The organism is Kitasatospora hibisci, assembly GCF_043950205.1.
Lineage (GTDB): Bacteria > Actinomycetota > Actinomycetes > Streptomycetales > Streptomycetaceae > Kitasatospora > Kitasatospora hibisci.
Genome location: NZ_CP171642.1, coordinates 2,338,062 through 2,359,857, shown reverse-complemented (window position 1 = coordinate 2,359,857; position 21,796 = coordinate 2,338,062). Strand labels below are relative to the sequence as shown.

21 protein-coding genes are annotated in these 21,796 nt (G+C 75.2%); 18 read left to right on the top strand and 3 right to left on the bottom strand.

Annotated elements, in window-relative coordinates; genetic code table 11:
• Positions 1–14: 14 nt before the first annotated feature.
• Positions 15–908 carry a HipA family kinase gene (locus tag ACF9IK_RS10060; RefSeq protein WP_395293894.1) on the bottom strand — a complete coding sequence of 298 codons (894 nt, stop codon included), beginning with the start codon at positions 906–908 and terminating at the stop codon, positions 15–17.
• 69 nt (positions 909–977) lie between these two features.
• Positions 978–1,865 carry a winged helix-turn-helix transcriptional regulator gene (locus ACF9IK_RS10055; protein WP_395293893.1) on the bottom strand — a complete coding sequence of 296 codons (888 nt, stop codon included), beginning with the start codon at positions 1,863–1,865 and terminating at the stop codon, positions 978–980.
• 397 nt (positions 1,866–2,262) lie between these two features.
• Between ACF9IK_RS10055 and ACF9IK_RS10050 the strand changes: the two genes are divergently transcribed.
• The 9 genes from ACF9IK_RS10050 (at position 2,263) to ACF9IK_RS10010 (ending at position 13,038) form a co-directional block, all read left to right on the top strand.
• On the top strand, positions 2,263–2,703 hold the full coding sequence (locus ACF9IK_RS10050) for an SRPBCC family protein (RefSeq protein WP_238863431.1): 441 nt from the start codon (positions 2,263–2,265) through the stop codon (positions 2,701–2,703).
• A 141-nt stretch (positions 2,704–2,844) separates the two neighbouring features.
• On the top strand, positions 2,845–3,999 hold the full coding sequence (locus tag ACF9IK_RS10045; RefSeq protein ID WP_395298531.1) for a glycosyltransferase: 1,155 nt from the start codon (positions 2,845–2,847) through the stop codon (positions 3,997–3,999).
• A 333-nt stretch (positions 4,000–4,332) separates the two neighbouring features.
• Positions 4,333–5,853 (top strand): sugar transferase, encoded by a 1,521-nt coding sequence (locus ACF9IK_RS10040; RefSeq protein ID WP_395293892.1) that lies wholly within the window; start codon positions 4,333–4,335, stop codon positions 5,851–5,853.
• A gap of 6 nt (positions 5,854–5,859) precedes the next feature.
• Positions 5,860–7,233 carry an O-antigen ligase family protein gene (locus tag ACF9IK_RS10035; protein WP_395293891.1) on the top strand — a complete coding sequence of 458 codons (1,374 nt, stop codon included), beginning with the start codon at positions 5,860–5,862 and terminating at the stop codon, positions 7,231–7,233.
• Positions 7,230–8,951 (top strand): lipid II flippase MurJ, encoded by a 1,722-nt coding sequence (locus ACF9IK_RS10030; protein WP_395293890.1) that lies wholly within the window; start codon positions 7,230–7,232, stop codon positions 8,949–8,951. Before ACF9IK_RS10035 ends, ACF9IK_RS10030 begins: the two co-directional genes overlap by 4 nt.
• Complete coding sequence (locus ACF9IK_RS10025; protein ID WP_395293889.1) at positions 8,941–9,960, top strand: polysaccharide deacetylase family protein; 1,020 nt, start codon at positions 8,941–8,943, stop codon at positions 9,958–9,960. The genes ACF9IK_RS10030 and ACF9IK_RS10025 overlap by 11 nt, the downstream gene beginning before the upstream one ends.
• Positions 9,957–11,072 carry a glycosyltransferase gene (locus ACF9IK_RS10020; RefSeq protein WP_395293888.1) on the top strand — a complete coding sequence of 372 codons (1,116 nt, stop codon included), beginning with the start codon at positions 9,957–9,959 and terminating at the stop codon, positions 11,070–11,072. Before ACF9IK_RS10025 ends, ACF9IK_RS10020 begins: the two co-directional genes overlap by 4 nt.
• Positions 11,073–11,134: 62 nt before the next feature.
• Positions 11,135–11,860, top strand: a complete 726-nt coding sequence (locus ACF9IK_RS10015) for a Wzz/FepE/Etk N-terminal domain-containing protein (RefSeq protein ID WP_395293887.1) — start codon at positions 11,135–11,137, stop codon at positions 11,858–11,860.
• Positions 11,857–13,038 carry a GNAT family N-acetyltransferase gene (locus ACF9IK_RS10010; protein ID WP_395293886.1) on the top strand — a complete coding sequence of 394 codons (1,182 nt, stop codon included), beginning with the start codon at positions 11,857–11,859 and terminating at the stop codon, positions 13,036–13,038. The genes ACF9IK_RS10015 and ACF9IK_RS10010 overlap by 4 nt, the downstream gene beginning before the upstream one ends.
• Before the next feature lie 16 nt (positions 13,039–13,054).
• Here the strand turns inward: ACF9IK_RS10010 and ACF9IK_RS10005 are convergent, their stop codons facing one another.
• The gene (locus ACF9IK_RS10005) at positions 13,055–14,311 is read right to left on the bottom strand and encodes a glycoside hydrolase family 26 protein (protein ID WP_395293885.1); all 1,257 of its coding nucleotides are present in this window, start codon (positions 14,309–14,311) and stop codon (positions 13,055–13,057) included.
• A gap of 359 nt (positions 14,312–14,670) precedes the next feature.
• Here ACF9IK_RS10005 and ACF9IK_RS10000 point away from each other — a divergent pair, with 359 nt between their 5' ends.
• The 9 genes from ACF9IK_RS10000 to ACF9IK_RS09960 all read left to right on the top strand — a co-directional run bounded on the left by ACF9IK_RS10000 (position 14,671) and on the right by ACF9IK_RS09960 (position 21,792).
• A complete protein-coding gene (locus tag ACF9IK_RS10000) occupies positions 14,671–15,603 on the top strand; it encodes a hypothetical protein (protein WP_395293884.1) in 933 nt (310 codons plus the stop codon).
• A gap of 230 nt (positions 15,604–15,833) precedes the next feature.
• Entirely contained in the window at positions 15,834–17,432 is a 1,599-nt protein-coding gene (gene abc-f / locus ACF9IK_RS09995; protein ID WP_395293883.1) for a ribosomal protection-like ABC-F family protein, read from the top strand.
• 329 nt (positions 17,433–17,761) lie between these two features.
• On the top strand, positions 17,762–17,995 hold the full coding sequence (locus ACF9IK_RS09990) for a helix-turn-helix domain-containing protein (protein ID WP_196951009.1): 234 nt from the start codon (positions 17,762–17,764) through the stop codon (positions 17,993–17,995).
• Between the two features lie 230 nt (positions 17,996–18,225).
• On the top strand, positions 18,226–19,032 hold the full coding sequence (locus tag ACF9IK_RS09985) for an enoyl-CoA hydratase/isomerase family protein (protein ID WP_395293882.1): 807 nt from the start codon (positions 18,226–18,228) through the stop codon (positions 19,030–19,032).
• A 167-nt stretch (positions 19,033–19,199) separates the two neighbouring features.
• The gene (locus tag ACF9IK_RS09980; protein WP_395293881.1) at positions 19,200–19,709 is read left to right on the top strand and encodes an Asp23/Gls24 family envelope stress response protein; all 510 of its coding nucleotides are present in this window, start codon (positions 19,200–19,202) and stop codon (positions 19,707–19,709) included.
• A 43-nt stretch (positions 19,710–19,752) separates the two neighbouring features.
• Complete coding sequence (locus ACF9IK_RS09975) at positions 19,753–19,944, top strand: hypothetical protein (protein WP_395293880.1); 192 nt, start codon at positions 19,753–19,755, stop codon at positions 19,942–19,944.
• Positions 19,944–20,303: a hypothetical protein gene (locus ACF9IK_RS09970; RefSeq protein ID WP_395293879.1), complete on the top strand. Its 360-nt coding sequence runs from the start codon at positions 19,944–19,946 to the stop codon at positions 20,301–20,303. The genes ACF9IK_RS09975 and ACF9IK_RS09970 overlap by 1 nt, the downstream gene beginning before the upstream one ends.
• Positions 20,300–21,154, top strand: a complete 855-nt coding sequence (locus ACF9IK_RS09965) for a DUF6286 domain-containing protein (RefSeq protein ID WP_395293878.1) — start codon at positions 20,300–20,302, stop codon at positions 21,152–21,154. Before ACF9IK_RS09970 ends, ACF9IK_RS09965 begins: the two co-directional genes overlap by 4 nt.
• On the top strand, positions 21,151–21,792 hold the full coding sequence (locus tag ACF9IK_RS09960) for an alkaline shock response membrane anchor protein AmaP (RefSeq protein ID WP_395293877.1): 642 nt from the start codon (positions 21,151–21,153) through the stop codon (positions 21,790–21,792). Before ACF9IK_RS09965 ends, ACF9IK_RS09960 begins: the two co-directional genes overlap by 4 nt.
• The last annotated feature ends 4 nt before the right edge of the window (positions 21,793–21,796 follow it).

The following is a 21,796-nucleotide window of genomic DNA, read 5'->3' as shown; positions in this document are numbered from 1 at the left end:
GGCCGGTGGCCCCGTCACTCGAAGTGGTGGTCCCAGACCGTCTCCACCGACGGCTTGCCGTGCAGGTCCGGCACCTCCTGGAGCCAGGCGGGCCGGCCGGCCCTGGTCCGGGCGGCCCGCTGGAGCTCGGCCGCGCGCAGCTGCTCGGTGGTGGGGAACCCGTCCGGCAGCCAATCGGCGGAGAGTTCCGCGCGGGCGACCAGATGGTGCACGTAGGCGTGGCGCAGCGCGTCCACCGAGTCGAAGCCGGGCTCGTCGGCCAGCCACGCGTCCGGGACGAGCGCCACCACCTCCTCCAGCAGGCCGGTGGTGACCAGCGGTCCGAGCTCCCGGGCGGCCAGCGGGACGTCCGGCCGGTAGCCGCCGAGGGCGTGGGCGCTGAGGTCGTACCTGCGGCCGACGGCGGCCGCGGCGCCGGACCAGCGGTGGTGGAAGACCAGCGCGGCGCCGTTGTCGATGAGCCAGAGCTTCCCGTGCCAGACCATCAGGTTGGGGTTGTGCACGGTGCGGTCGACGTTGCCGGTGAGCGCGTCCAGCCAGACGATCCGGCCGGCCGCGACCGGGTCGACGTCGATCATGCCGGGCTCGAAGTCCCGGGCGCCGGGCAGCAGGTCCATCCCGAGGTTGAGGCCGGCGCTGGCCCGGAGGATGTCCTGGATCTCGGCGTCGGGTTCGTGCTCGGCCACCGCGGGGTCGAAGTCGACGAGTCGCAGTTCGGGCACCGGCAGGCCTAGCCGCCGGGCGAGTTCGCCGACGATCACTTCGGCCACCAGCGCCTTGCGGCCCTGGGCGGCGCCGGTGAACTTGACCACGTAGGTCCCCAGGTCGTCGGTCTCCACCACGCCGGGGACGGAGCCGCCGGCCCGCAGTGGGTCGACATAGCGCAGAGCTGTCACCTGATCGAGCACACCGGCCACCCTAACGCGGCCACCCGCCCTTCACGCGAACGGTTTCCGGCGGCGGGGTGGGCCCGTGCGCTACGCCTCCGCCGCCGCCACCGCGCGGGCGTCGGCGAGCGCCTGCCGGACGGCGCCAGGGATGTCGGTGACCGGGAAGGTCACCCGGCGCACGGTCCGCCGGCGGTCCAGCACCAGGACGGCCCGCTTCAGCCGCAGACCCTGGCCGACGTGGAAGGTCGGCAGCCGCAGTGCGGCCGCCAGCCGGACGTCCAGGTCGGACAGCAGCGGGAACGGGATCTCCTCGGCCTCGGCGAACTCCCGCTGCTCGTCCGGGCGCTGGGTGGAGATGCCGCGCACGGCCAGGCCGGCCGCGCGGAACTCCGGGTACGCCTCGCGGAACAGCCGGTTCTCCAGCGTGCAGCCGACCGCGCCGGGGATGTCCCCCCAGTCGGCCGGCAGCGGCGCTGGCCGCCCGGTGGCCGGGTAGCAGAACAGCACCGTGGCGACGGCCGCCGGGTCGACCGGGTCCAGCTCGCCGCCGGTGTGCGCGGGCAGGGTGAGCGCCGGCAGCCGGGTGCCGGGCAGCGCGGCCAGCCGGGCGGCCTCGGCGGCGTCGGGGGCGGCGGAACCGGAGAGCGCGCCGTCGCCGAGCAGCCAGCGGTCGGCCCAGTCCTGCATCGCCACCAGCACCGGCAGCAGCGCCCGCCCGGAGTCGGTGAGCCGGTACTCGTAGCGGACCGGGCCGCTCTGGTAGGGCACCCGCTCCAGGACGCCGGCCCCGGTCAGGTGTCCGAGCCGTTCGGTGAGCACCTTGCGCGAGATCGACAGCTCCTGCTGGAGCTCGTCGAAACGCAGCCGGCCGCGCGCCGTCTCGCGGACGATCAGGATGCTCCACCAGTCGCCGATCACGGCTGCGGACTGCGCGATCGCACAGCTCGCATCCCGCTCGGGCACGTCTCTGAGCACCCGTCGCTCCTCTCGCCTCCGGACGGTCCATCCATCCTTGCACCCGCTTGTGAGTTCCGAGAGAGAACTTACAAGTTCCAAATCAGAACTCATAGGCGTCGGGAGGGGGCCTGAGGTCCGTCGCCGGAGCGGTGCGGGCGCGAGCCACCGGGCCTCCTCGCAGTGTGCCGGGGCCCGGGCGGGCCGGTGCCCCGGCCCGCCCGCCCGCCCGCGCTCCGCGTGCTGCCGCGGCCGGCGCGGTGCTCGCCCTGGGGCTCGGAGCGGCCCGGGCGCGGCGCACCGGCGGGCTGCGGCCGGTCCGGGCCGGTGCGGCGCCCGGCCCCTGAGCTGTCCCGGGCCGCCCGCTGTGGTTGGCTTGCCGGTGGAACCGGAAACCACGGACGAGGAGAGCAAGGTCATGGGACAGGTGCTGGCCACCACCGAGCGGGTCTACGACGCCGCCCCCGAGCGGGTGTACGAGGCGCTGGCCGACTACCAGGTGACCCGCCCCAAGCTGCTGCCCGCGCAGTACAGCGAGTACGAGGTCCGGGCCGGGGGCAACGGCGCGGGCACCCAGGTGCACTGGAAGCTGCAGGCCACCGAGAAGCGGGTCCGCGACTGCCTCTTCACCGTCTCGGCGCCCAAGCCGGACCAGCTGGTGGAGAAGGACGCCAACTCCAGCATGGTCATCACCTGGACCGTCGCCGCGGCCGGCGAGGGTCGGTCGAAGGTGACGGTCTCGGCCACCTGGCAGGGCGCCGGCGGCATCGGCGGCTTCTTCGAGCGAACCTTCGCCCCGAAGGGCCTGAACCGGATCCACGACCAGGTGCTGGCCAACCTGGCCGACGAGGTCCGCTGACCCCGCCGTCCGGATCGGACGGGGATTCGAGCGGTCCGCCCACCCGTGCGAGCGGCAATCCGTACGGGTGGACGGCCGCCACCTGCGGGTGACGGCGGACCCCGGGTGCGGCGGCGCCACCCTAGGCTCGCCGCCGTGCATATGACGATCCTTCACATTTCCCAGCCGGTCGACGGCGGGGTCGCCCGCGTGGTGGTCGACCTGGTCCGCGGCCAGCGCGAGGCCGGCCACCGGGTGCTGGTCGCCTGCCCGCGAGGCGGCCGGCTGGCCGGGGAGGCCGCCGCGGTCGGCGCCCTGGTCCAGGACTGGCCGGCCCGCCGCTCGCCCGGCCCGGCCACCGCCCCCGAGGCCTGGCGGCTGCGCCGGATCGTCCGCGCCGCGGCGCCCGACATGGTCCACCTGCACAGCGCCAAGGCCGGGCTGGCCGGCCGGCTGGCCATCCGCGGCGCGGTGCCGACGGTCTTCCAGCCGCACGCCTGGTCGTTCGCCGCGGTGGACGGCCCGCTGGCCGCGGCCACCCTGCGCTGGGAGCGGCTGGCGACCCGCTGGGCCCACCGGCTGCTCTGCGTCAGCGTCCAGGAACGGGCCGACGGGGTCGCGGCCGGCCTGCACGCCGACTGGGCGGTGGTGCCCAACGGCGTCGACGTCCGCCACTACGCGCCGGCCGAGCGCCGGGCCGCCCGGATCGCGCTCGGCCTGGACCTGGACGCCCCGATGGCCGTCTGCGTGGGCCGGCTCTGCCGTCAGAAGGGCCAGGACGTGCTGCTCGCCGCCTGGCCGGAGGTGCTGCGCCGGGTACCGCAGGCCCGGCTGGCGATCGTCGGCGGCGGGCCGGACGAGGCCCGGCTGGCCGCCGCCGTGCGCGAGTCGGCCGAGCCCTCCCGGGTCCGCCTGCTCGGGGACGTGCCCGACCCGCGGCCGTGGCTGGCGGCGGCGGACCTGGTGGTGCTGCCCTCGCGCTGGGAGGGGATGGCGCTGGCTCCGCTGGAGGCGATGGCGGCCGCCCGGCCGGTGCTGCTGACCGACGTGCCGGGGGCCCGCGAGTGCCTGCCGCCGGCCGAGCGCGAGCGCGCCGTGGTGCCGCCCGAGGACGCCGCCGCGCTCGCCACCCGAATGGCCGAAGCGCTGTCCGATCCGATCGAGTGCGAGCGACGCGGCTCCCGCTTGCGCGAGCACGCGGTGGCCCGCCATGACGTGCGGTCGGTGGTCGAACAGGTGGACGCGCTCTACCGGGACCTGCTGGGTGCCGGTCCGGCGGCGGGACGCCGCCGTGCCCGTGTCCCGCAGCGGATCTGATCGTTTCACATGCCGTGAATGCCCGCCGTTCCGGCGCTGTCGTATTCGCACCCCCAGCCGGATGTCGGCGAGGGGTGAAATCGGAACTACCTATTAATGGGTGGCTGGAATGAAATGGCACGTCGACTTCCGGCGCCTCGGCCCCCGTTCGGTAATGTCTGATTTCGCCTGCTTCGCTTCGATTTTGTGCCGGGAATTCGCGAGAAACTCGAAAGCCGCCAGCGGCAGCAGGTGCTGTCAGGACCGAGCCCGCCGGGCCGCGACGGCCGCTCCGGGCCAGCCGGTGCCGGAACGGCGTCACCCCGGGCACACAGCAGGGGAGTTCGTGCGCTGATGACCATTGACCACGACAGCGTCCCGAGGCCCGGGCGGCCCCTGTCCGGACAGCGCCGGCCGGCCACCGGGCTGCTGGACCGCCCGGCCCGGTCCGCCCCGCGCAGTGCCCCGCCCGAACGGCGCCACCGCCGGCCGGCCCGCTCCCGGTTCGCGCTGCCCGTCGCGCTCGCCGCGGTCGACGCAGTCGCCCTCTGCACCGCCACCGGCATCGCCAACCGCGTGCTCGACCCGGCCGTCCGGGTCGAGCCGCTGCTCGGGGTGGCCGCCCTGTTGCCGCTGCTGCTCCTGCTCAACCTGGCCGGCGGCCTCTACCGCACCCGGCTCACCCTCTCCGTCCTCGACGAGCTGCCCGCGCTGGCCGTTCGCGCCGTGGTCGCCGCCGCCTTCGCCGTCACCCTGGCCGGCTGCCTCGACGGCCGCTGGCCCGACAGCGGACCGGCCACCCCGGGCCGGCTGACCGTCCTGCTCGGCACCCAACTGCTGCTCGCAGTCTGCGGCCGCGCCCTGCTCTACCACCTGGTCCGGCGGATCCGGCGCAACCGCCCGAGCCCCGTCCTGGTGCTCGGCGCCGGCCGGCTCGGCCGCCGGGTCGCCGCCGCCCTCACCGCCCGTGGCGAGTACGGCATGCGCCCGGTCGGCTTCGTCGACCCCGACCCGCCGCTGCTCTCCGGCGACACCGACCTGCCGGTGCTCGGCGGCCGCGAGGTGCTGGAGCGCGAGGTCCGCCGGCACCGGATCCACCACGTGGTGGCCACCGCCGGCGCCGCCGACGAGGCCGAGACCGCCGCCGCACTGCGCGACGCCGCCCGGCTCGGCTGCCAGGTCTGGCTGGTGCCCGCGCTGCGCGAGTACGGCTCGCTGGCCACCGGCCGGATCCCCGGCGGCGACCAGCTCTGGGGATTCCCCTGTCTGCGCGTCGGCCGCCCGGCGATGGGCCGCCCCGGCTGGGCCGCCAAGCGCGCGCTCGACGTCACCGCCGCCGGACTCGGCCTGATCGCCCTCGCTCCCGTGCTCGCCCTCTGCGCCCTCGCCGTCCGCTTCGACACCGGCCCCGGCGTGCTCTTCCGCCAGCAGCGCACCGGGCTCGACGGCCGCGTCTTCACCGTCCTCAAGTTCCGCACCCTGCGGCCCAGCAACGAGCACGAGTCTGCCACCCGCTGGAACATCGCCCAGGACCACCGGATGGGCACCGTCGGCAAGCTGATGCGCCGCAGCTCCCTGGACGAGCTGCCCCAGCTGTGGAACGTCCTGCGCGGCGACATGAGCCTGGTCGGCCCGCGGCCCGAACGCCCGTACTTCGTCATGCGGTTCAGCCAGGCCTACCCCGAGTACGCCGACCGCCACCGCGTCCCGGTCGGCCTCACCGGCCTCGCCCAGGTCAACGGCCTGCGCGGGGACACCTCGATCGAGGACCGGGCCCGCTTCGACAACCGCTACATCGAGAGCTGGAGCCTCTGGCAGGACGTCAAGATCCTGTGCCGCACCGCGGCCCTGATGCTCCACCCGGACGGGAGCTGAACCGGCGTGGCCCTCCCCCTCACCGCCGTCCCCGGCCCGGCCCGGGTGTTACGCCGGGCCGCAGCCGCCCTGCCGGAGCGCCCCAGCCTGCTCGCCGCGGCCACCGTCCTGCTGGTCTGCGTCCCCACCGGCGAGAAGGACGTCGCGGCCGCCGTCCACATCACCGCCGCCGACCTGGCCTCGCTCGCCCTGGTCGGCCTCACCGCGGTGCACCTCCTGCGCGGCCGCACCCCCGCGATCGGCCGGACCGCGGCCCTCCAGTTCGGCGCGGTCGTGGCCGCCGCCGCCGTCGCCACCATCGGCTCGATCGATCCGGCCACCAGCCTCACCGGCTTCGTCCGGCTCACCCAGGTCTTCGTCCTGGTCCCCGCCGCCGTCCTCTGCTCGCTGCGCGACCGCACCGACCAGCGCCTGGTGCTCGGCTCCTTCGTCGCCGCCGCGCTGATCGAGGGCGTGGTCGGTGCCCAGCAGTACCTCACCCGGACCGGCGCCTCCTACGCCGGTCAGCCGATCCGGGCCGTCGGCACCTTCGGCGCGCTCGACGTCATGGCGATGTCCACCGTGGTCGCCTACGGCCTGCTGGCGGCGCTCGCCCTCGCCCTCGGCGAGCGCGGGCCGGGCGGGAACGCCGGGCTGCGCCGGGCGATGTACGCGGCCGCCGCCTTCCTCGCCTTCCCGCTCGCCGTCTCCTTCAGCCGCGGCAGCTGGATCGCCACCGGCGCCGCCGCCGCCGTCCTGCTGCTGCGCGCCGACGCCCGGCTCGCCGTGCGCAGCGCCGTCCTGGCGCTGGCCGCGGCGGTCGTCCTGGTCGGCGGCCTCGGCCTCGGCGCCTCCGGCGTCACCGAGCGGCTCAGCTCCATCGGCTCGGTATCCGCCGCCCCCGACCAGTCCGTCTCCGACCGCTACGACCTCTGGGCCACCGCCGGGCGGATCTGGCAGGACCACCCGGCGGCCGGGGCCGGACCCAAGGCCTTCCAGCAGCTGCGCGACAGCCATGCCCCGCTGCGGCTCTCCTCCGGCAGCGACGCCGCCGACGCCACCATCGGCTTCCGGCGCGAGCCCCTGCTCTCCCCGCACAACATGTACTTCCTGGTCCTCAGCGAGCAGGGCCTGATCGGCATCACCGCGTACGCGGTGCTCTTCCTCGGCCTGCTGCTGCGCTGCCTGCGGCGCGCGAGCGGCACCGGCCTGGCCGCGCTCGCCCTGCTGGTCTGGGTGCTGGTCGACTTCCTCTACGCGGACATCGGCGGCACCACCACCGTGCTGACCTCCGTCGTCCTCGGCCTCGCCGCCCGCACCGCCCACGGCCGGCGCGCCGGCAGCGGGTCCGGGCGCCCCGGAAGCGAGCGGGCGAGTGTCAGCCCCGGAGGCGAGCGATGACCACCGAGCCACCGGCCGCGCTCACCCCCGCCTTCCCCGCCCCGCGCAGCGCGCCGCCCGCCGCCGGGGCCCCGGCCGTCGGCGACCTCCGGCACGGCTTCGTCGCCAAGGCCTTCGGCGTCACCGCCGTCCTCACCGCCGCCGGCTCCGTCCTCGGCATGTTCCGCGACCTGCTGCTCGCCACCTTCTTCGGGGCCAACCAGGGCACCGACGCCTTCCTGGTCGCCTGGACCGTCCCGGAGACGGCGGCGCCGCTGCTGATCGAGGACTGCATGGCGTTCCTGATGGTCCCGGCCTTCAGCCTCGCCATGGTCCTGCGCGAGGAGCGCCCCGACGGCCCCGACCCGGTCCGGCAGCTGGCCCGGGCGACGCTCCCCGGACTGCTGCTGGTGCTCTGTGCGCTCACCCTCGGCGTCGTCCTCGGCGCCCGTCAGCTCGTCGGGCTGCTCGCCCCCGGGCTGGCCGACCCGGAGCTCGCCGTCACCTGCACCCGGATCACCGCGTGCACCATCCTGCCGTTCGGCCTCGCCGGCTACCTCGGCTCCGCCCTGCGCGCGCACCACAGCTTCACCGCCCCCGCCGGCATCTACGTCGCGTACAACCTCACCATCCTGGCCGCGTTGCTCACCGGCCACGACCTGCTCGGGGTGGAGTCGGCCGCGATCGGGGTGGCCGCGGGGAGCCTCCTGATGGCCGCCGTGGTGGCCGTGCCCATCGGACGCCGGCTGCGTCAGGGCCACCGCGGCCCGGCACGGTCCCCGCTCGCCGACCAGGGTCTGGTGCTGATCCCGCTGGCCGTGCTCCCGGCGGTCGCCTTCACCCTGACCCGGCAGGCGCAGGTCTTCGTCGAGCGGTACCTCGGGTCCGGACTGCCCCCGGGCAGCATCTCGCACCTCAACTACGCCGCGAAGATCTCCCAACTGGCCATGACCGTGGCGATCCTGCTGGTCACCGTGACCTTCCCGCTGGTCGCCCGCGCGCTCGCGGCCGGGGACATGGACGCCGCCCGCGACCGGGTGGAGAGGGACCTCGGCCAGGGCGCCGCGCTCGTCCTGATCGGCACCGCCTTCCTGATGGCCTGCGCCCCCTCGGTGGTCGCCCTGCTCTTCCAGCGCGGTGCCTTCGGCCCCCGGGACGCCGCCGCCACCGCCGCCGTCATCCGGGTCTACAGCTTCGGGCTGCCCGCCCAGGCGCTGATCGGAGTGATGATCCGACCCTACTTCTCGCTCCGCCCGGTGGTCCGCCGGGCCGGCGACCCGTGCGACGACGGCGGCCGTCGACTGCTCGACTGGTACCCGGCCGCTGCCATGGCGCTCGGCCTCGTCGTCACCGCCGCCGTCGGCCTGGCCGCCACCGACCGCTTCGGCGAGCTCGGCCTGGCCGCCGGGAACGCGGCCGGCATCACCACCACGGCCGTGCTGCTGCTGCACGGTCTGGTCCTGCGGGGGATCGCGCTGCGGCTGCGGCTCGTCCTCGCCGGCCACGCCCGGCTGCTCGGCGCGGCCGCCGGAGCGGCCGGCCTCGGCACCCTCGCGGCCGGGCTCGTCACCGACCCCCTGCTCTCGACCCTGCTCGGGGGCCTCACCGTGGCGCTGGCCTTCGCCGCCCTCGGCACCGTCCTCGGTGCCCGCGAGGTGCGCGGACCGGTCCTCGCCGCCGTCCGGGCCCTGAGCTCGCCAGCCGTTGCCGATGAAGGGAAGCTTCCCCATGGACGTTGAACGGGGATCGGTCCGTTCGGCCCTGTCGGGCGTGCTCCGCACCGCCGTGCCGCGCACGGTCGGCGCATTCGCCGACGCCCCGCGCACGGGGGCCCGCCGGCCCCAGGCGCAGCTTCCCGGAAGCCGCCGCCCGGCCCACCAGGCGATCGCCCCGGAGACCTCCTCGCCGTGGATCCTGATGTACCACTCGGTGGCGGTCGAGAAGGAGGACCCGTACCAACTGACCGTCAGCCCCGAGCGGTTCGCCGAGCAGATCGCCTGGCTGCACCGGCGCGGCCGGCGCGGGGTCTCGGTCCGCGAGCTGATGCGGGCCCGGGCCGCCGGGCAGGCCGACAACCTGGTCGGCCTCACCTTCGACGACGGCTACGCGGACTTCGCCCGCCACGCCGTGCCGATCCTGCAGGCGTACGGCTTCACCGCCACCGCCTACGTGGTCGCCGATCTTCTCGGCCGGGCCAACGACTGGGACGTGAAGGGCCCGCGCAAGACGCTGCTCACCGTCCAGGAGGTCACCGAACTGGCCGCCGCGGGCTGGGAGATCGGCTCGCACGGCCTCGGCCACCAGTCGCTGCCCGGTCTGTCCCCCGAGGCCCTCGCCGTCCAGACCCGGGAGAGCCGCCGGGCCCTGGAGGAGGTCGTCGGCGGCCCGGTCACCGGCTTCTGCTATCCGTACGGCGCGGTAGACCTGGCGGCCACCCTGGCCGTCCGCGACGCCGGCTACGACTACGCCTGCGCCATCGCGCACTCCCCGCTCACCGGCCGGTACGCGCTGCCGCGCTGCTACGTCGGCGACCGCGACGGCGCCTGGCGGCTGCGCGCCAAGCGCGGCCGGCACCGGCTCCGCGACACCGTCACCGAACTGCGCCGCGGCCGCCTCGCGGCCCGCCTCGACCGCGGGGCCCGGCCCGATCCGGCGGCCCGGCCCGGGCGCCCGGAACGCGCCGGCGGCGAGCGCGCCGGCGGCAGCACCACGGGCACCGCCAACAGCGGTGCCGGGGGTGCCCGATGAGGGTGCTGCACATCGTCACCGGGCTCGCCTCAGGCGGTGCCGAGCGGCAGCTCCAGCTGCTGCTCCGGCACCTGCCCGCCCACCAGCACTGCGAGGTGGCCGCGCTGACCAACCCCGGCGCGGTGGCCACCGCGCTGCGCGCCGAGGGCGTGACCGTCCACCACCTGGCGATGCGCGGCAACCGGGACCTCGGGGCGCTGCCCAGGCTGGTCCGGCTGATCCGGTCCGGCCGCTACGACCTGGTGCACACCCACCTCTACCGGGCCCAGCTGTACGGGCGGCTGGCCGCTCGGCTCGCCGGGGTCCGCGCCGTGGTCTCCACCGAGCACTCGCTGCACGCCGGGGTGATCGAGGGCCGCCCGGTCACCCGCGGGGTCAAGGCCCTCTACCTGGCGGCCGAGCGGCTGGGCACCACGACCGTCGCGGTCTCCCGGCAGGTCGCCCAGACCCTGCACGCCTGGGGCGTCCCGCCGGCCCGGATCGAGCTGATCCCCAACGGCATCGACGCCGCCCGCCACCACCGCCCGGACGCCGCCCGGGCCGCCGACCGGGCCCGGCTGCGCGCCGAACTCGGCCTCCGGCCGGAGAACTGGGTGGTCGGCGGGGTCGGCCGGCTGGTCCCCGGCAAGCGCTTCCACGTCCTGGTGGAGGCACTGGCGGAGCTGGACGGCGCCGCCCGGCTGGTGCTGGTCGGCGACGGCCCCGAACGGGCCGCCCTGGAGCGGCGGGCCGCCGAACTCGGCGTCCGGGGGCGCCTGCTGTTCACCGGCGAGCGCGACGACGTCCCCGAACTCCTCGCCGCGCTCGACGTGCTGGCCGCCCCGTCGACCGCGGAGACCTTCGGCCTCGGCGTGCTGGAGGGCCTGGCGGCCGGGCTCCCGGTCCGCCACAGCGCCTGTCCGGCGCTGGACGAACTGCCGCCCACCGCCGCCCCGCAGGCCCGCCGGATCCCCTCCGACGCCGCCGCCTACGCCGCGGCGCTGTGCGACTTGCGCCACCTGAACGACCACGGCACCGACCCGTTGCCCCGGCCGCCGGCCGTCGGCCACTACGACATCGCCCGGGTGGCCGCCGCCCTCGGCGCCCTCTACGACCGCCTGGCCGCCGCCTGAGCCGCCGGCGTCCGAACCGCCGGGCCGCCGGCCGGGCGGCCCGCACACCCAAGGAGCCCCCCATGTCCGAACCGCGCCGAAGCGCCCGAAGCCTGGCTCGCCGGTGGTGGCCGGTCGCCCTCGCGGTGCCGCTCGGCGCCGCCGCCGGCGCCGGGTACGCCGCGGTGGCCCCGCCCTCGTACGCCGCCAACTCCTATGTGATCGTGGTGCCGCAGAACCCCGGGGAGAGCGCGACCGCGGTCAACTTCGCACAGGCGTACGGCCGGCTGGCCGGGCAGCCGCAGGTGCTCTCGGCCGCCGCCGCTGAAACCGGCCGCACCCGCTCCGAGCTGGAGGCGCTGGTGCACGGCACCACCTCGCCGGACGCGCCGATGATCGAGATCACCGGGACCGGCGCCAGCCCGCGCGATGCGGTCGATGCGGCCGACGCGGTGGCGAGCTCGCTGGTCTCCTTCGCCAACGCCAGCAGCAAGGAGACCGGGGTGCGGCTCGTCCCGCTCGCTCCCGCCGCCGAGCCGGACAAGCCGACCACCCCCTCGGCGCAGCTGGACGTGGCGGTGGGCGGTGCGGCGGGCCTGCTCATCGGTGCGCTGGTGATGATGACCCGCCGCCGGGGCGGCGGTGCGCCCGAGCCGGTGGCCGCCGTGGCCGAGCCGGTGGCCGCCGTGCCGACGCCGGCCGCCCCGGAGCGGGCCGCGGAGCGCGGCGCCCCGGACCAGGCCTCGGAGAAGACCGCCGCGGAGAAGCCCACGGTTGCGCAGAAGTCCGCCGCCGGGGGCGGGCGATGAGCACCGAGGCCCGGGTCGCTCCGGGCCTGCCAGGTGAGCCAGGTGAGCCAGGTGAGCCCGGTCCGCCGTGCTGGACCACCGAGCTGCGCCGGGAGGACGACGCCCTGGACGTCCTCGCCGGGGAGTGGGACGACCTGGCCGCCCGCTGCCGGACCGCCACCTTCTTCCAGGCCGCCGTCTGGCAGTGCTCCTGGTGGCGCCAGTACGGCCGCCCGGGCGACCTGCTGGTGGTGCTGGTCCGCCGGGACGGCCGGCTGGTCGGTGCGGGCGCGTTCCGGCGCCGCGGCGGTCCGCTCGGCGGCCTGACCGGGCTCGGCGGCGGTCTGGCCGACTTCACCGACGTCCTGCTGGACGACGAATGCGCGGACCGGGCCGCTGCCGAGTTCGCCGCGGCCCTCCCGCTCACCCGCCCCTGGCACACCCTGGAGCTGCGCGAGGTGCATCCGGAGGCCGCCGTGCAGCGGGTGTACGCACACTGGTCCGGCCGCCGCCGGCGGTTCGACGACTCGGTCTGCCAGTACCTGCCGGGCGTGCCGATGGACGAGCTGCTGAAGCGGCTGAAGGGCAAGACCGCGCAGCGCAACCGGGTGAAGCAGCGCAGGATCGCCGAGGCCGGGGTCGAGGTCCGCACGACGCCGCCGGAGGAGGTGCCGCAGGCGCTCGCCGAGCTGCTGCGGCTGCACTTCCTGCAGTGGCAGGAGCGCGGCGTCACCCCGGAGCACCGCACCGAGCGGTTCGCCCGCCACCTGGCCGACTCCACCACGGGCCTGGTCGCCGGGGGCCTGGCTGTCGTGCACCGGTTCTGGCTGGACGGCGAGCTGGTCGCGGTCAACGTGCTGCTGCTCTGCCCGTCCTTCAGCGGCCTCTACCTGTACGGCGCGCACCCGAAGCTGCGCGAGCGGCTCGACATCGCCGGACTGCTGTTCGGCGCGGCGCTGGACGAGACGGTCGCGGCCGGCATCCCGGTGATAGGCCTGCTGCGCGGCCAGGAGCCGTACAAGCAGCGCTGGCGCCCGGACCGACTGCCGAACCAGCGGCTGCTCTTCGGCCCGCGAGGGCCGGCCCCGGCGCTCACCGCCCGGGCGGGCGCGGTGCGGGCCCGCCAGGCCGCGGTGCACGTGCTGGACGACCGGATGCCCGGGCTCAAGCAGGTGTTGCTGGCCCGCCGCCGGAGCTGACCGGCCGCCGCCCGCTTCAGCGCCGGGCCGGCCGACTGCTCGGGGCCGGTTCGGCGGAGGCGGACGCCGTGGACGAGGCGGGCACCGTGGGCGAGGCGGACGCCGTGGGCGAGGCGGTGGCCGCAGGGGAGGCCGGGGCCGTGGGCGAAGGCGGCGCGCTCGGGGAGGCCGGCGCCGCCGGGGCCGGGGTGATCTTCGGGGTGGGCGCCGGGGGCGTCGGCTGCGAGCCGGCCGGCGCCCCCTTCGAACCGGTCATCAGCTGCTTGAACAGGGCGCTGGAGCGCGGGTTCTGTCCGCACTGCCAGAAGCCGTGCGGGCAGTAGTCGGTGACGGTCTGGTAGCTGGTGTCGTGGGTGCGGATCCACTCCACCATCCGCTGGACGAACTGCGGGTTGTCGCCGTTCCGGAACAGCCCCCACTCCGGGTAGGAGACCGGCTTGCCCCGCTTGGCGGCGAACTCCACCTGGTCCTGCAGCCCGTAGGGCTCGCGCACGTAGTCGTCGAAGGTGGCGCCGGCGGGCTGGTCGTAGCTGTCCATGCCGATGATGTCGACCACGTCGTCACCGGGGTAGCACCTGGTCCACGGGATCGCGTCCAGCCCCCGGTTCGGGGCGAAGTCGAAGCGGAACCGCTGCCCGGGCACCGAGCGCATCACCGAGACGATCCGCCGCCAGTACGCCTTCCACGCCGTGGGATCGGGCTTGCAGCGGTGGGTGTAGGTGACGCCGTTCATCTCCCATCCGAGGGTGAGCACGGTGTCCGCCCCGCCGAGTGCGACCAGCCGTCGGGCGAGCCTGAGGAAGTGCTGGTCGAAGTCGCCCCGCGCCCCCTGGCCGAGCAGCCGGGCCACCTCGCCGTCCGGGACGTCGGACTCGTTGGGCACGAGCATCGGCACGCCGAGCACGAGCATCCGGGACGGGTCGGCCAGCCGCCACTGCGACCAGAGGCCGAGCACCACGGGCTCGCCCTCGATGTCCGCCCAGCCGTTGCCGGCCAGGTAGGTGTGGCCGACCTGGAGATTGGCGTTGCCCAGCCACTGGGCGTACCGGCCGATCTGCGGGATGTACTCGTCCCAGGAGCCGACGAAGGCGCCGAACGGCGGCTCGTGGCTCGGCCGCTGGACGACCGGTCGGGGCGCGGCGCCGCGCGGCCGGAAGGCGTCGGAGGAGAGGCTGTGCCGTTCCGTCTGGCTGAGCGGGGTCCCGGCGGGGACGCCGGCCGTGGTCAGCAGCAACAGGGCGGCGGCGGCCAGCGCCAGGCGGCCGATTCGCATGGTCTCTCCTCGGGCTCCACGGGGGCGCGGGGCCGGGTGGACGGACCGCTCTGCCCCGTGCGCCGAACAGTAGGCCCGGCGGAGGAGGATTAAGCAGAATGTCACCCTAAAGTGGGCGGTCTTCGAACGCCGTCCACCGCAACCGCGTCGTGTATCACCTCTGTAACAGTCCGTCCGGCCGCGGGGGCGCTACCGGGCCCGCCCGTCGGAAGGCCGGTCGACGCAGCGACGGCCCCGACGGCGCAGGTCGGCGGGCAGGTCCGGACGAAGGTCGCGAATCGGCCGCGTACGGTCCCGCCGCCCGGACGGACGGCCGAGTCCAGCTGACTCGCGTGGGTGGTGAAAGGTACGCTCCGCCCGTGTCCTGGAAGCCGCTGCGTGTACTCACCCCCCGATCGATCCTCCCTGCCCTGGCGGTCCTGCTGGTCCTTGTGGCGGGCGCGGCCGCGCACGCCAACAAGCCGGTTCCGTTCGGGGACCGGGTCGCCGGGCCGGGCGGCGCGGAGGCCAGCCCGGTCAACGCGCAGTCGGTGAGCGCGGCCGACCTGGAGCTGAAGGTCGGCCCCGGCCTGGAGGCCTACAACCGCGCCACCGGTGAGCACACCTGGTCCTACCGCCGCGAGGGGGCCACCGCGCTGTACCTGTCGATGGCGGGCGAGAGCGCCGTGGTGGTCTGGGACGACGGCCTGGTGACCTCGGCCCGGCCGGGCGACCAGGAGGTCCGCTGGCACCGCGCGGTGCCCGGCCTGGCGGACTGGCTGCGCGGCGAGGGCGAGCCGGGCGCCGACAAGCGCACCGAGGAGCAGCGCCGGCAGCTGGCCACCGAGCGCGCCGCCGCGGCCCTGCACACCGTCCGGCAGTCCTCGCCCTGGGTGGCGGTGGTCACGCCGAACCTGACCATGGGCTTCCGCGACGCCGACGGCGACCTGCGCTACAACTCCAAGCCGGCCGGGAACTGCCTCTACGACCCGACCCGCACGGTGGGCACCGACTACGCCGTGCTGGTCCCGCGCAGCTGCACCAACAGCAGCGGCCAGCCGGTCTCCGGCGGCATCTCCGGCTACCGGCTGGACAGCACGGGCTGGCAGCTCAACGCCGGTCCGGCGGTGGCGCTGAAGGCGTTGGACGGCCGTCGGGTGCTGATCTCGGACGGCCCGATCGTCGGCCCCAAGGTGTTCGACACCGAGGCCGCCGCCCCGGAGTCGGCCTGCGGCAGTGCGACGGAGCCGTTCGCGGCCGTCCGCCCGCAGGGCTCCTGCGCGTTCCCGGAGGCCGCCGGCGCCGAGCGGTAGCCGGAGCTGGGCCCGGTGGCACCGGGTCGGGAAGGTACCCCGGACGGTGGTTCCCCGGGCCCTTCCGTGGGCCCGGTAGACTTGCCGCCATGGCTGTTCTCTCCGGGCACTAGCGGGCGAGCGCCGCCGCCTCGTGCGGTGAGCCGACCGCCGCGACGACGCCCCCATCCGCTGCCCCGGCCCTGTGACCCGTCCAGGGCCCGCCCACGTCCCAGGAGAAGTACCCAGCCATGATTTCCGCCAACGCCCTAGAGCTGCGCGCCGGTGCCCGGATCCTGATCGAGTCGGCGAGCTTCAAGGTCGCCCCCGGCGACCGGATCGGCCTGGTCGGGCGCAACGGTGCCGGCAAGACCACGCTCACCAAGGTGCTGGCGGGCGAGGGCCTGCCGGCGGCCGGCACGGTGACCCGTTCGGGCGAGGTCGGCTACCTCCCGCAGGACCCGCGCACCGGCGACCTGGACGTCCTCGCCAAGGACCGCATCCTCTCCGCGCGCGGCCTCGACACCGTGCTGAAGAAGATGCGCGAGAACGAGGACCGGATGGCCAACGGCAAGGGCGCCACCCGGGACACCGCGATGAAGAAGTACGCCCGGCTGGAGACCGAGTTCCTCACCAAGGGCGGCTACGCCGCCGAGGCCGAGGCCGCCACCATCGCCGCCGCGCTGGGCCTGCCGGACCGCATCCTGGGCCAGCAACTGCACACCCTCTCCGGTGGTCAGCGCCGCCGCGTCGAGCTGGCCCGGATCCTCTTCTCCGACTCCGACGTGCTGCTGCTCGACGAGCCCACCAACCACCTCGACGCCGACTCGATCGCCTGGCTGCGGGACTTCCTGAAGACCTACAAGGGCGGCTTCATCGTCATCTCGCACGACGTCGACCTGGTCGAGACGGTCGTCAACAAGGTCTTCTACCTGGACGCCAACCGCTCCGCCATCGACGTCTACAACATGGGCTGGAAGCAGTACCAGCAGCAGCGCGAGGACGACGAGAAGCGCCGCAAGCGCGAGCGGGCCAACGCGGAGAAGAAGGCCGCGACCCTGAACGCGCAGGCGGACAAGATGCGCGCCAAGGCGACCAAGACGGTGGCCGCGCAGAACATGGCCCGCCGTGCCGAGAAGCTGCTCTCCGGCCTGGAGCAGGTCCGGCAGAGCGACAAGGTCGCCAAGCTGCGCTTCCCCGACCCGGCCCCCTGCGGCAAGACCCCGCTGACCGCCAGCGACCTCTCGAAGTCCTACGGTTCGCTGGAGATCTTCGCCGGCGTGGACCTGGCCATCGACCGCGGCTCGCGGGTCGTCGTGCTGGGCCTCAACGGCGCCGGCAAGACCACCCTGCTGCGAATGCTGGCCGGGGTGGAGCAGCCGGACACCGGCGAGGTGATCCCGGGCCACGGCCTGAAGATCGGCTACTACGCCCAGGAGCACGAGACCCTGGACCCGGACCGCACGGTGCTGGAGAACATGCGCTCCTCGGCACCCGACACCGACCTGGTGCAGATCCGGAAGATCCTCGGCTCCTTCCTGTTCTCCGGCGACGACGTCGACAAGCCGGCCGGGGTGCTCTCCGGTGGTGAGAAGACCCGGCTCGCGCTGGCCTCGCTGGTGGTCTCCAGCGCCAACGTGCTGCTGCTCGACGAGCCCACCAACAACCTCGACCCGGCCAGCCGGGAGGAGATCCTCGGCGCGCTGCGCGAGTTCACCGGCGCCGTCGTGCTGGTCACCCACGACGAGGGCGCGGTCGACGCGCTCCAGCCGGAGCGGATCATCCTGCTGCCGGACGGTGTGGAGGACCTCTGGAGCCCGGCGTACGCCGACCTGGTCTCGCTCGCCTGATCTGACGGGTAGACGCGCGGTCCCCTCTTTGGACCAGAAAATCCAGTCCTTACGGCGTGTCCGGGAATGAAGGGGTCCTGGATTCCGTTTGAGGAGCTTCCGTCGGCCCGCCACTCGATCGTGGTCGGGCCGACGCTGCTGATCAGCTCTTTCGCGTCGAACGGCGGAAGCCGCCCGGGGGCGTGCACTCTGCGTGAGCGCCCTTGTGCGCTCGGATCACCACCGAATGACCACGCATTCCCGACACCGACCTTGCCGAATGGGTGGCCAGGACGCTGTGGATGGGTGATCATGGGAATCTGACCGAGCAACGCTACGAGGAGGCACGGGTGGCCGAGACTCTGAAAAAGGGCAGCCGGGTGACCGGTGCCGCGCGTGAGAAGCTCGCGGCCGATCTCAAGAAGAAGTACGACTCCGGGGCGAGCATTCGCGCTCTCGCGGAGGAGACCGGTCGCTCGTACGGCTTCGTGCACCGGATGCTGAGCGAGTCCGGAGTGATCCTCCGGGGCCGCGGTGGTGCCACGCGGGGCAAGAACAAAGCTACTGCTGGAGCGAACTCCTGACGGTCCGTCAGTCGATTGGCGGATGACTCGGCGGCAGGGCGCCGACCGGGGATGCGGCGGTTGGTCGTCCGTCCTCGGCCCGTGCGAACCGGCCGCCGATCGTCATGCCCGCCGACGCCCCGGGCGGATGCCCCCCTGCTCCTTCATCGGTGCGCGCCGCCGCTCTGCCGTCACGCGCCCGGTTTTGTTACTCTCCGGTAGCCAAGTCCCTCGCCACCGGAGGTCCCCGCATGACCGCCCCCGTCACCGACCCGCAGGCCTCCCCCTGGGAGCAGGACGGCGTCCGCCTGGAGATCGACGGCGAGCTCGCCGTCGTCACCCTCTGTCAGCCCAAGCGGCGCAACGCCCAGTCGCCCGCGATGTGGCGCGCCCTGAGCTTCGTCGGCCGCGAACTGCCCGGCAGCGTCCGGGTGGTGCTGTTGCGCGGTGAGGGTGTCTCCTTCTCGGCCGGCCTGGACCGGGCGATGTTCACCGCCGAGGGCATCCCCGGCGAGCGCAACTTCCTCCAGCTGGCCGCCGCCGAGGACAAGGACCTCGACGAGACCATCGCCTCCTACCAGGAGGCCTTCACCTGGTGGCGCCGCCCCGACGTGGTCTCGATCGCGGCCGTCCAGGGCCACGCCGTGGGCGCGGGCTTCCAGCTCGCCCTCGGCTGCGACCTGCGGGTGGTCGCCGACGACGTCCAGTTCTCCATGAAGGAGACCTCGCTCGGCCTCGTCCCCGACCTGGCCGGCACCAAGCCGCTCACCGAACTCGTCGGCTACGCGCGGGCACTGGAGATCTGCGCCACCGGCCGCTGGGTCGGTGCCGAGGAGGCCGCGGCCATCGGCCTGGCCAACCTGGCGGTTCCCGCCGCGGACCTGGACGCCGCCGCCCGCGACCTCGCCGCCGCGCTGCTGGCCGCCCCGCGCAGCGCCGTCATCGAGACCAAGGCGCTGCTCCAGGGCGCCGGCGGTCGCTCCTACGACGAGCAGCGTTCCGCCGAACGGGTGGCGCAGGCCCGCCGGCTGCGCGACCTGGCCGGCATCGGCGACTGACCGCCGTCACCCGCCGAAGGCCCGGCTCCGGGGGTCCACCCCCGGAGCCGGGCCTTCCGCCGTCCGGGCCCGCGTCCGGCGGTCCTCCGGGCGCGCGAACCGTGGCGAAATGCCAGAGTTGGAGGGATCTGCGATATAGCTGGAGCCGTACGACGGGAGATGCGCCCATGCCTGACACTCCGACGCCCGCCACCCTTCACAAGCCCGCCTCGGCAGTCACCCCCGCCGCGATGCCCTCCAGCAGCGGGAGCATCAAGCCGACGGCCGAGCGCGGCCGCACGGCGATGGCCGTCGGTGTGGTCGAGAAGATCGCCGGCATGGCCGCCCGTGAGGTCTCCGGCATCCATGCCCTCGGCTCGGGCCTCGCCCGGACCTTCGGCGCGATGCGCGACCGGGTGCCCGGCGGCAGGTCCAGCGTGGGACGCGGCATCAAGGCCGAGGTGGGGGAGAAGCAGACCGCCATCGACATCGCGCTGGTCGTCGAGTACGGCGCGGTCATCCCCGAAGTGGCCCGCCAGGTGCGGGAGAACATCATCGACTCGGTCGAGCGGTTGACCGGTCTCGAAGTCGTCGAGGTCAACATCGCGGTCAACGACGTCCACCTCCCCGACGAGCCGGAGGTCGAGGAGGAGGAAGAGGCGAGCGTCCCGTCCGGACAGCGGCCCAAGTTGAAGTAGTCCGCCGGTGGGGCGGGACGCAGCGGAAGACGAGGTGGAGTGGATGAACCTGGCCGTTCTCGGCATCGCGGTGGGAATGGGCCTCGGCTTCGCCGGCTATTTCGGCGGGTTCGCGGCGTTCCTGCTGGTGGCCGCGCTGGGCGCGGTCGGCTTCGTGGCCGGGCGGCTGCTGGAAGGTGACATCGACCTCGGCGACCTCGGTGACCTGCTGCGCGGCCGCGACCGGCGCCGCTGATGGCAGCGGTCGCCACCCCCTCCGCCGGCCCCGCCCGCCGCGAACCCGGCGCCCGCGGCCGGCTGCGGGTCGCCGACCGGGTCTACGCCCGGATCGCCGCCCGGGCCGCCCGTGACGCGCTGGCCGACGCCTGGCGCGGGCGGGCGGAGCGCGGCGGGCCGCCGAAGGTCTCGGTCTCGGCGCCGGGCTCCACCGTCAGCGTCCGGGTCTCCGTCGACCTGCCCTTCCCGGCCGACCTCGCGGCGCTCGCCCGCACCGTGCGGGACCGGATCGCCGCACAGGTCGGCGCACTGACCGGGACCCGGGTCACCGAGGTGGTGGTGGTCGTCGAGCGGCTGGTGGCCGGGGGAGGGGCATGACCGAGCAGCCGCCCGGTCCCGGTGAGCCGACGGAGCCCGTCGCCCCCGGCGGGCCGGCCGTGGCGGCCGAGGACGTCGCACCCGCCGGGGCGGAGCCCGCTCCGGAGCCGGAACCCGGACCCGAGCCGGAGCCCGTCAAGGTGCCCAGGCTGCGGGCGCCACGGACGGCCGCGGCCGCGCTGGTCGCCACCGCCGTCCTGGTGCTCGGCGTGGCGCTGCTCTACGACGCGATCGCCGTCCGGACCGGACACCCCGCGCGCCGGTGGCGCGCCGAAACGGCCGACGAACTCGCCACCCGACACCTGGACGACACCTGGGTGCTGCTCGGCGCCGGAGTCGCCGTACTGCTCGGCGGCGGGCTGCTCTGGCTCGCCTTCGCCCCCGGGCTGCGCCGCTGGCTCCCGCTGCGCCCGCAGGGTGACACCACCGCCGCCATCGACAAGGCCGGGGTCCGCATCCTGCTGCTGGACCGGGGCGCGGGGCTGCCGGGAGTGGACCACCTGACCGTCCGGGTCGGCCGCCGCCGGGCGAAGGCCACCCTCGTCGGCCCCGCCGATCCGGCGAGCGTGCAGCGGCAGCTGCGCGAGGAGCTGGCGAGGGTCACGCTGGCCAACCCCTTGCGGCTCGACGTCCGGACCGGGGGGCAGCGCGGGCACGGCGGCGCGCAGGACGTCGGGCCGGGCGGTGGGCCCGGCGGAGGACCTGCCGACGGCGGTGCGGCCGGTGCCACGGGCGCCGGGGCAGCCGGGCCCGGTCCTGCCGGGCCCGGTCCTGCCGGGCCCGGGTCGGGGGCAACCGCGTCCGGGGCGTTCGGGACGTCCAGGAGGTCCGGAACGGGAGGGGCCGAGTGAACCGGGCCACCGTCAACCGGGTGCTGCTGGGCGCGGCCGCAGTGGTGCTGCTCGCGGTCGGGCTGCTGGTACTGGCCGGGGGCCTCGACCTGTACGGGCACCTGGGGGCGGATCCGCCGAGCTGGTGGCCGCTGGCCTCGCCGGACCAGCCGGTGGTGAGCGCCCGGTCGCGGACCCGCTGGGTCGACGAGGAGTGGTGGTGGCCGGCGGTGATCGGCGGCCTCTCCCTCGCGGTGGCCGGATCGGCCTGGTGGCTCCTCGCCCAGCTGCACCGCAGCGGCCCGGCGACCGTCCTCGTGCCGACCCCCGGCTCGCGGGGCCTGCGGCTGCGACTGCGCACCCGGGCGCTGGAGGACGTCCTGGAGACCGGCACGGTCGCGCTCCCGGAGGTCGGCCGTGCGAACGTGCGGCTGATCCGCGGACCGGGGCGGCCGCGGCTGCGGGTGGCGGTCCGGCTGACCCCGGGCGGTGAACCGGCGGCGCTGGTCGAGCACTTCGAGACCGGCCCGCGCACCGATGCGCGGACCAGCCTCGGCCTCCCCGAGCTCCCCGCCGAGCTGCGGGTCACGGTGGTGCGGGCGAAGCGGCCGGCCGCCCGCAGGCGCGGCGGCCGGCGCAAGCACCCGAGGGTGACGTAGCCCG

What these genes read in the sequence shown, in the direction of transcription:
- ACF9IK_RS10015 (WP_395293887.1), top strand. Translation starts at nt 11,135, where the DNA reads ATGTCCGAACCGCGCCGAAGCGCCCGAAGCCTGGCTCGCCGGTGGTGG.
- ACF9IK_RS10030 (WP_395293890.1), top strand. Translation starts at nt 7,230, where the DNA reads ATGACCACCGAGCCACCGGCCGCGCTCACCCCCGCCTTCCCCGCCCCG.
- abc-f (WP_395293883.1), top strand. Translation starts at nt 15,834, where the DNA reads ATGATTTCCGCCAACGCCCTAGAGCTGCGCGCCGGTGCCCGGATCCTG.
- ACF9IK_RS09970 (WP_395293879.1), top strand. Translation starts at nt 19,944, where the DNA reads ATGGCAGCGGTCGCCACCCCCTCCGCCGGCCCCGCCCGCCGCGAACCC.
- ACF9IK_RS10020 (WP_395293888.1), top strand. Translation starts at nt 9,957, where the DNA reads ATGAGGGTGCTGCACATCGTCACCGGGCTCGCCTCAGGCGGTGCCGAG.
- ACF9IK_RS10050 (WP_238863431.1), top strand. Translation starts at nt 2,263, where the DNA reads ATGGGACAGGTGCTGGCCACCACCGAGCGGGTCTACGACGCCGCCCCC.
- ACF9IK_RS09985 (WP_395293882.1), top strand. Translation starts at nt 18,226, where the DNA reads ATGACCGCCCCCGTCACCGACCCGCAGGCCTCCCCCTGGGAGCAGGAC.
- ACF9IK_RS09975 (WP_395293880.1), top strand. Translation starts at nt 19,753, where the DNA reads ATGAACCTGGCCGTTCTCGGCATCGCGGTGGGAATGGGCCTCGGCTTC.
- ACF9IK_RS10005 (WP_395293885.1), bottom strand. Translation starts at nt 14,311, where the DNA reads ATGCGAATCGGCCGCCTGGCGCTGGCCGCCGCCGCCCTGTTGCTGCTG.
- ACF9IK_RS10045 (WP_395298531.1), top strand. Translation starts at nt 2,845, where the DNA reads ATGACGATCCTTCACATTTCCCAGCCGGTCGACGGCGGGGTCGCCCGC.
- ACF9IK_RS10025 (WP_395293889.1), top strand. Translation starts at nt 8,941, where the DNA reads ATGGACGTTGAACGGGGATCGGTCCGTTCGGCCCTGTCGGGCGTGCTC.
- ACF9IK_RS09965 (WP_395293878.1), top strand. Translation starts at nt 20,300, where the DNA reads ATGACCGAGCAGCCGCCCGGTCCCGGTGAGCCGACGGAGCCCGTCGCC.
- ACF9IK_RS10040 (WP_395293892.1), top strand. Translation starts at nt 4,333, where the DNA reads ATGACCATTGACCACGACAGCGTCCCGAGGCCCGGGCGGCCCCTGTCC.
- ACF9IK_RS09980 (WP_395293881.1), top strand. Translation starts at nt 19,200, where the DNA reads ATGCCTGACACTCCGACGCCCGCCACCCTTCACAAGCCCGCCTCGGCA.
- ACF9IK_RS10010 (WP_395293886.1), top strand. Translation starts at nt 11,857, where the DNA reads ATGAGCACCGAGGCCCGGGTCGCTCCGGGCCTGCCAGGTGAGCCAGGT.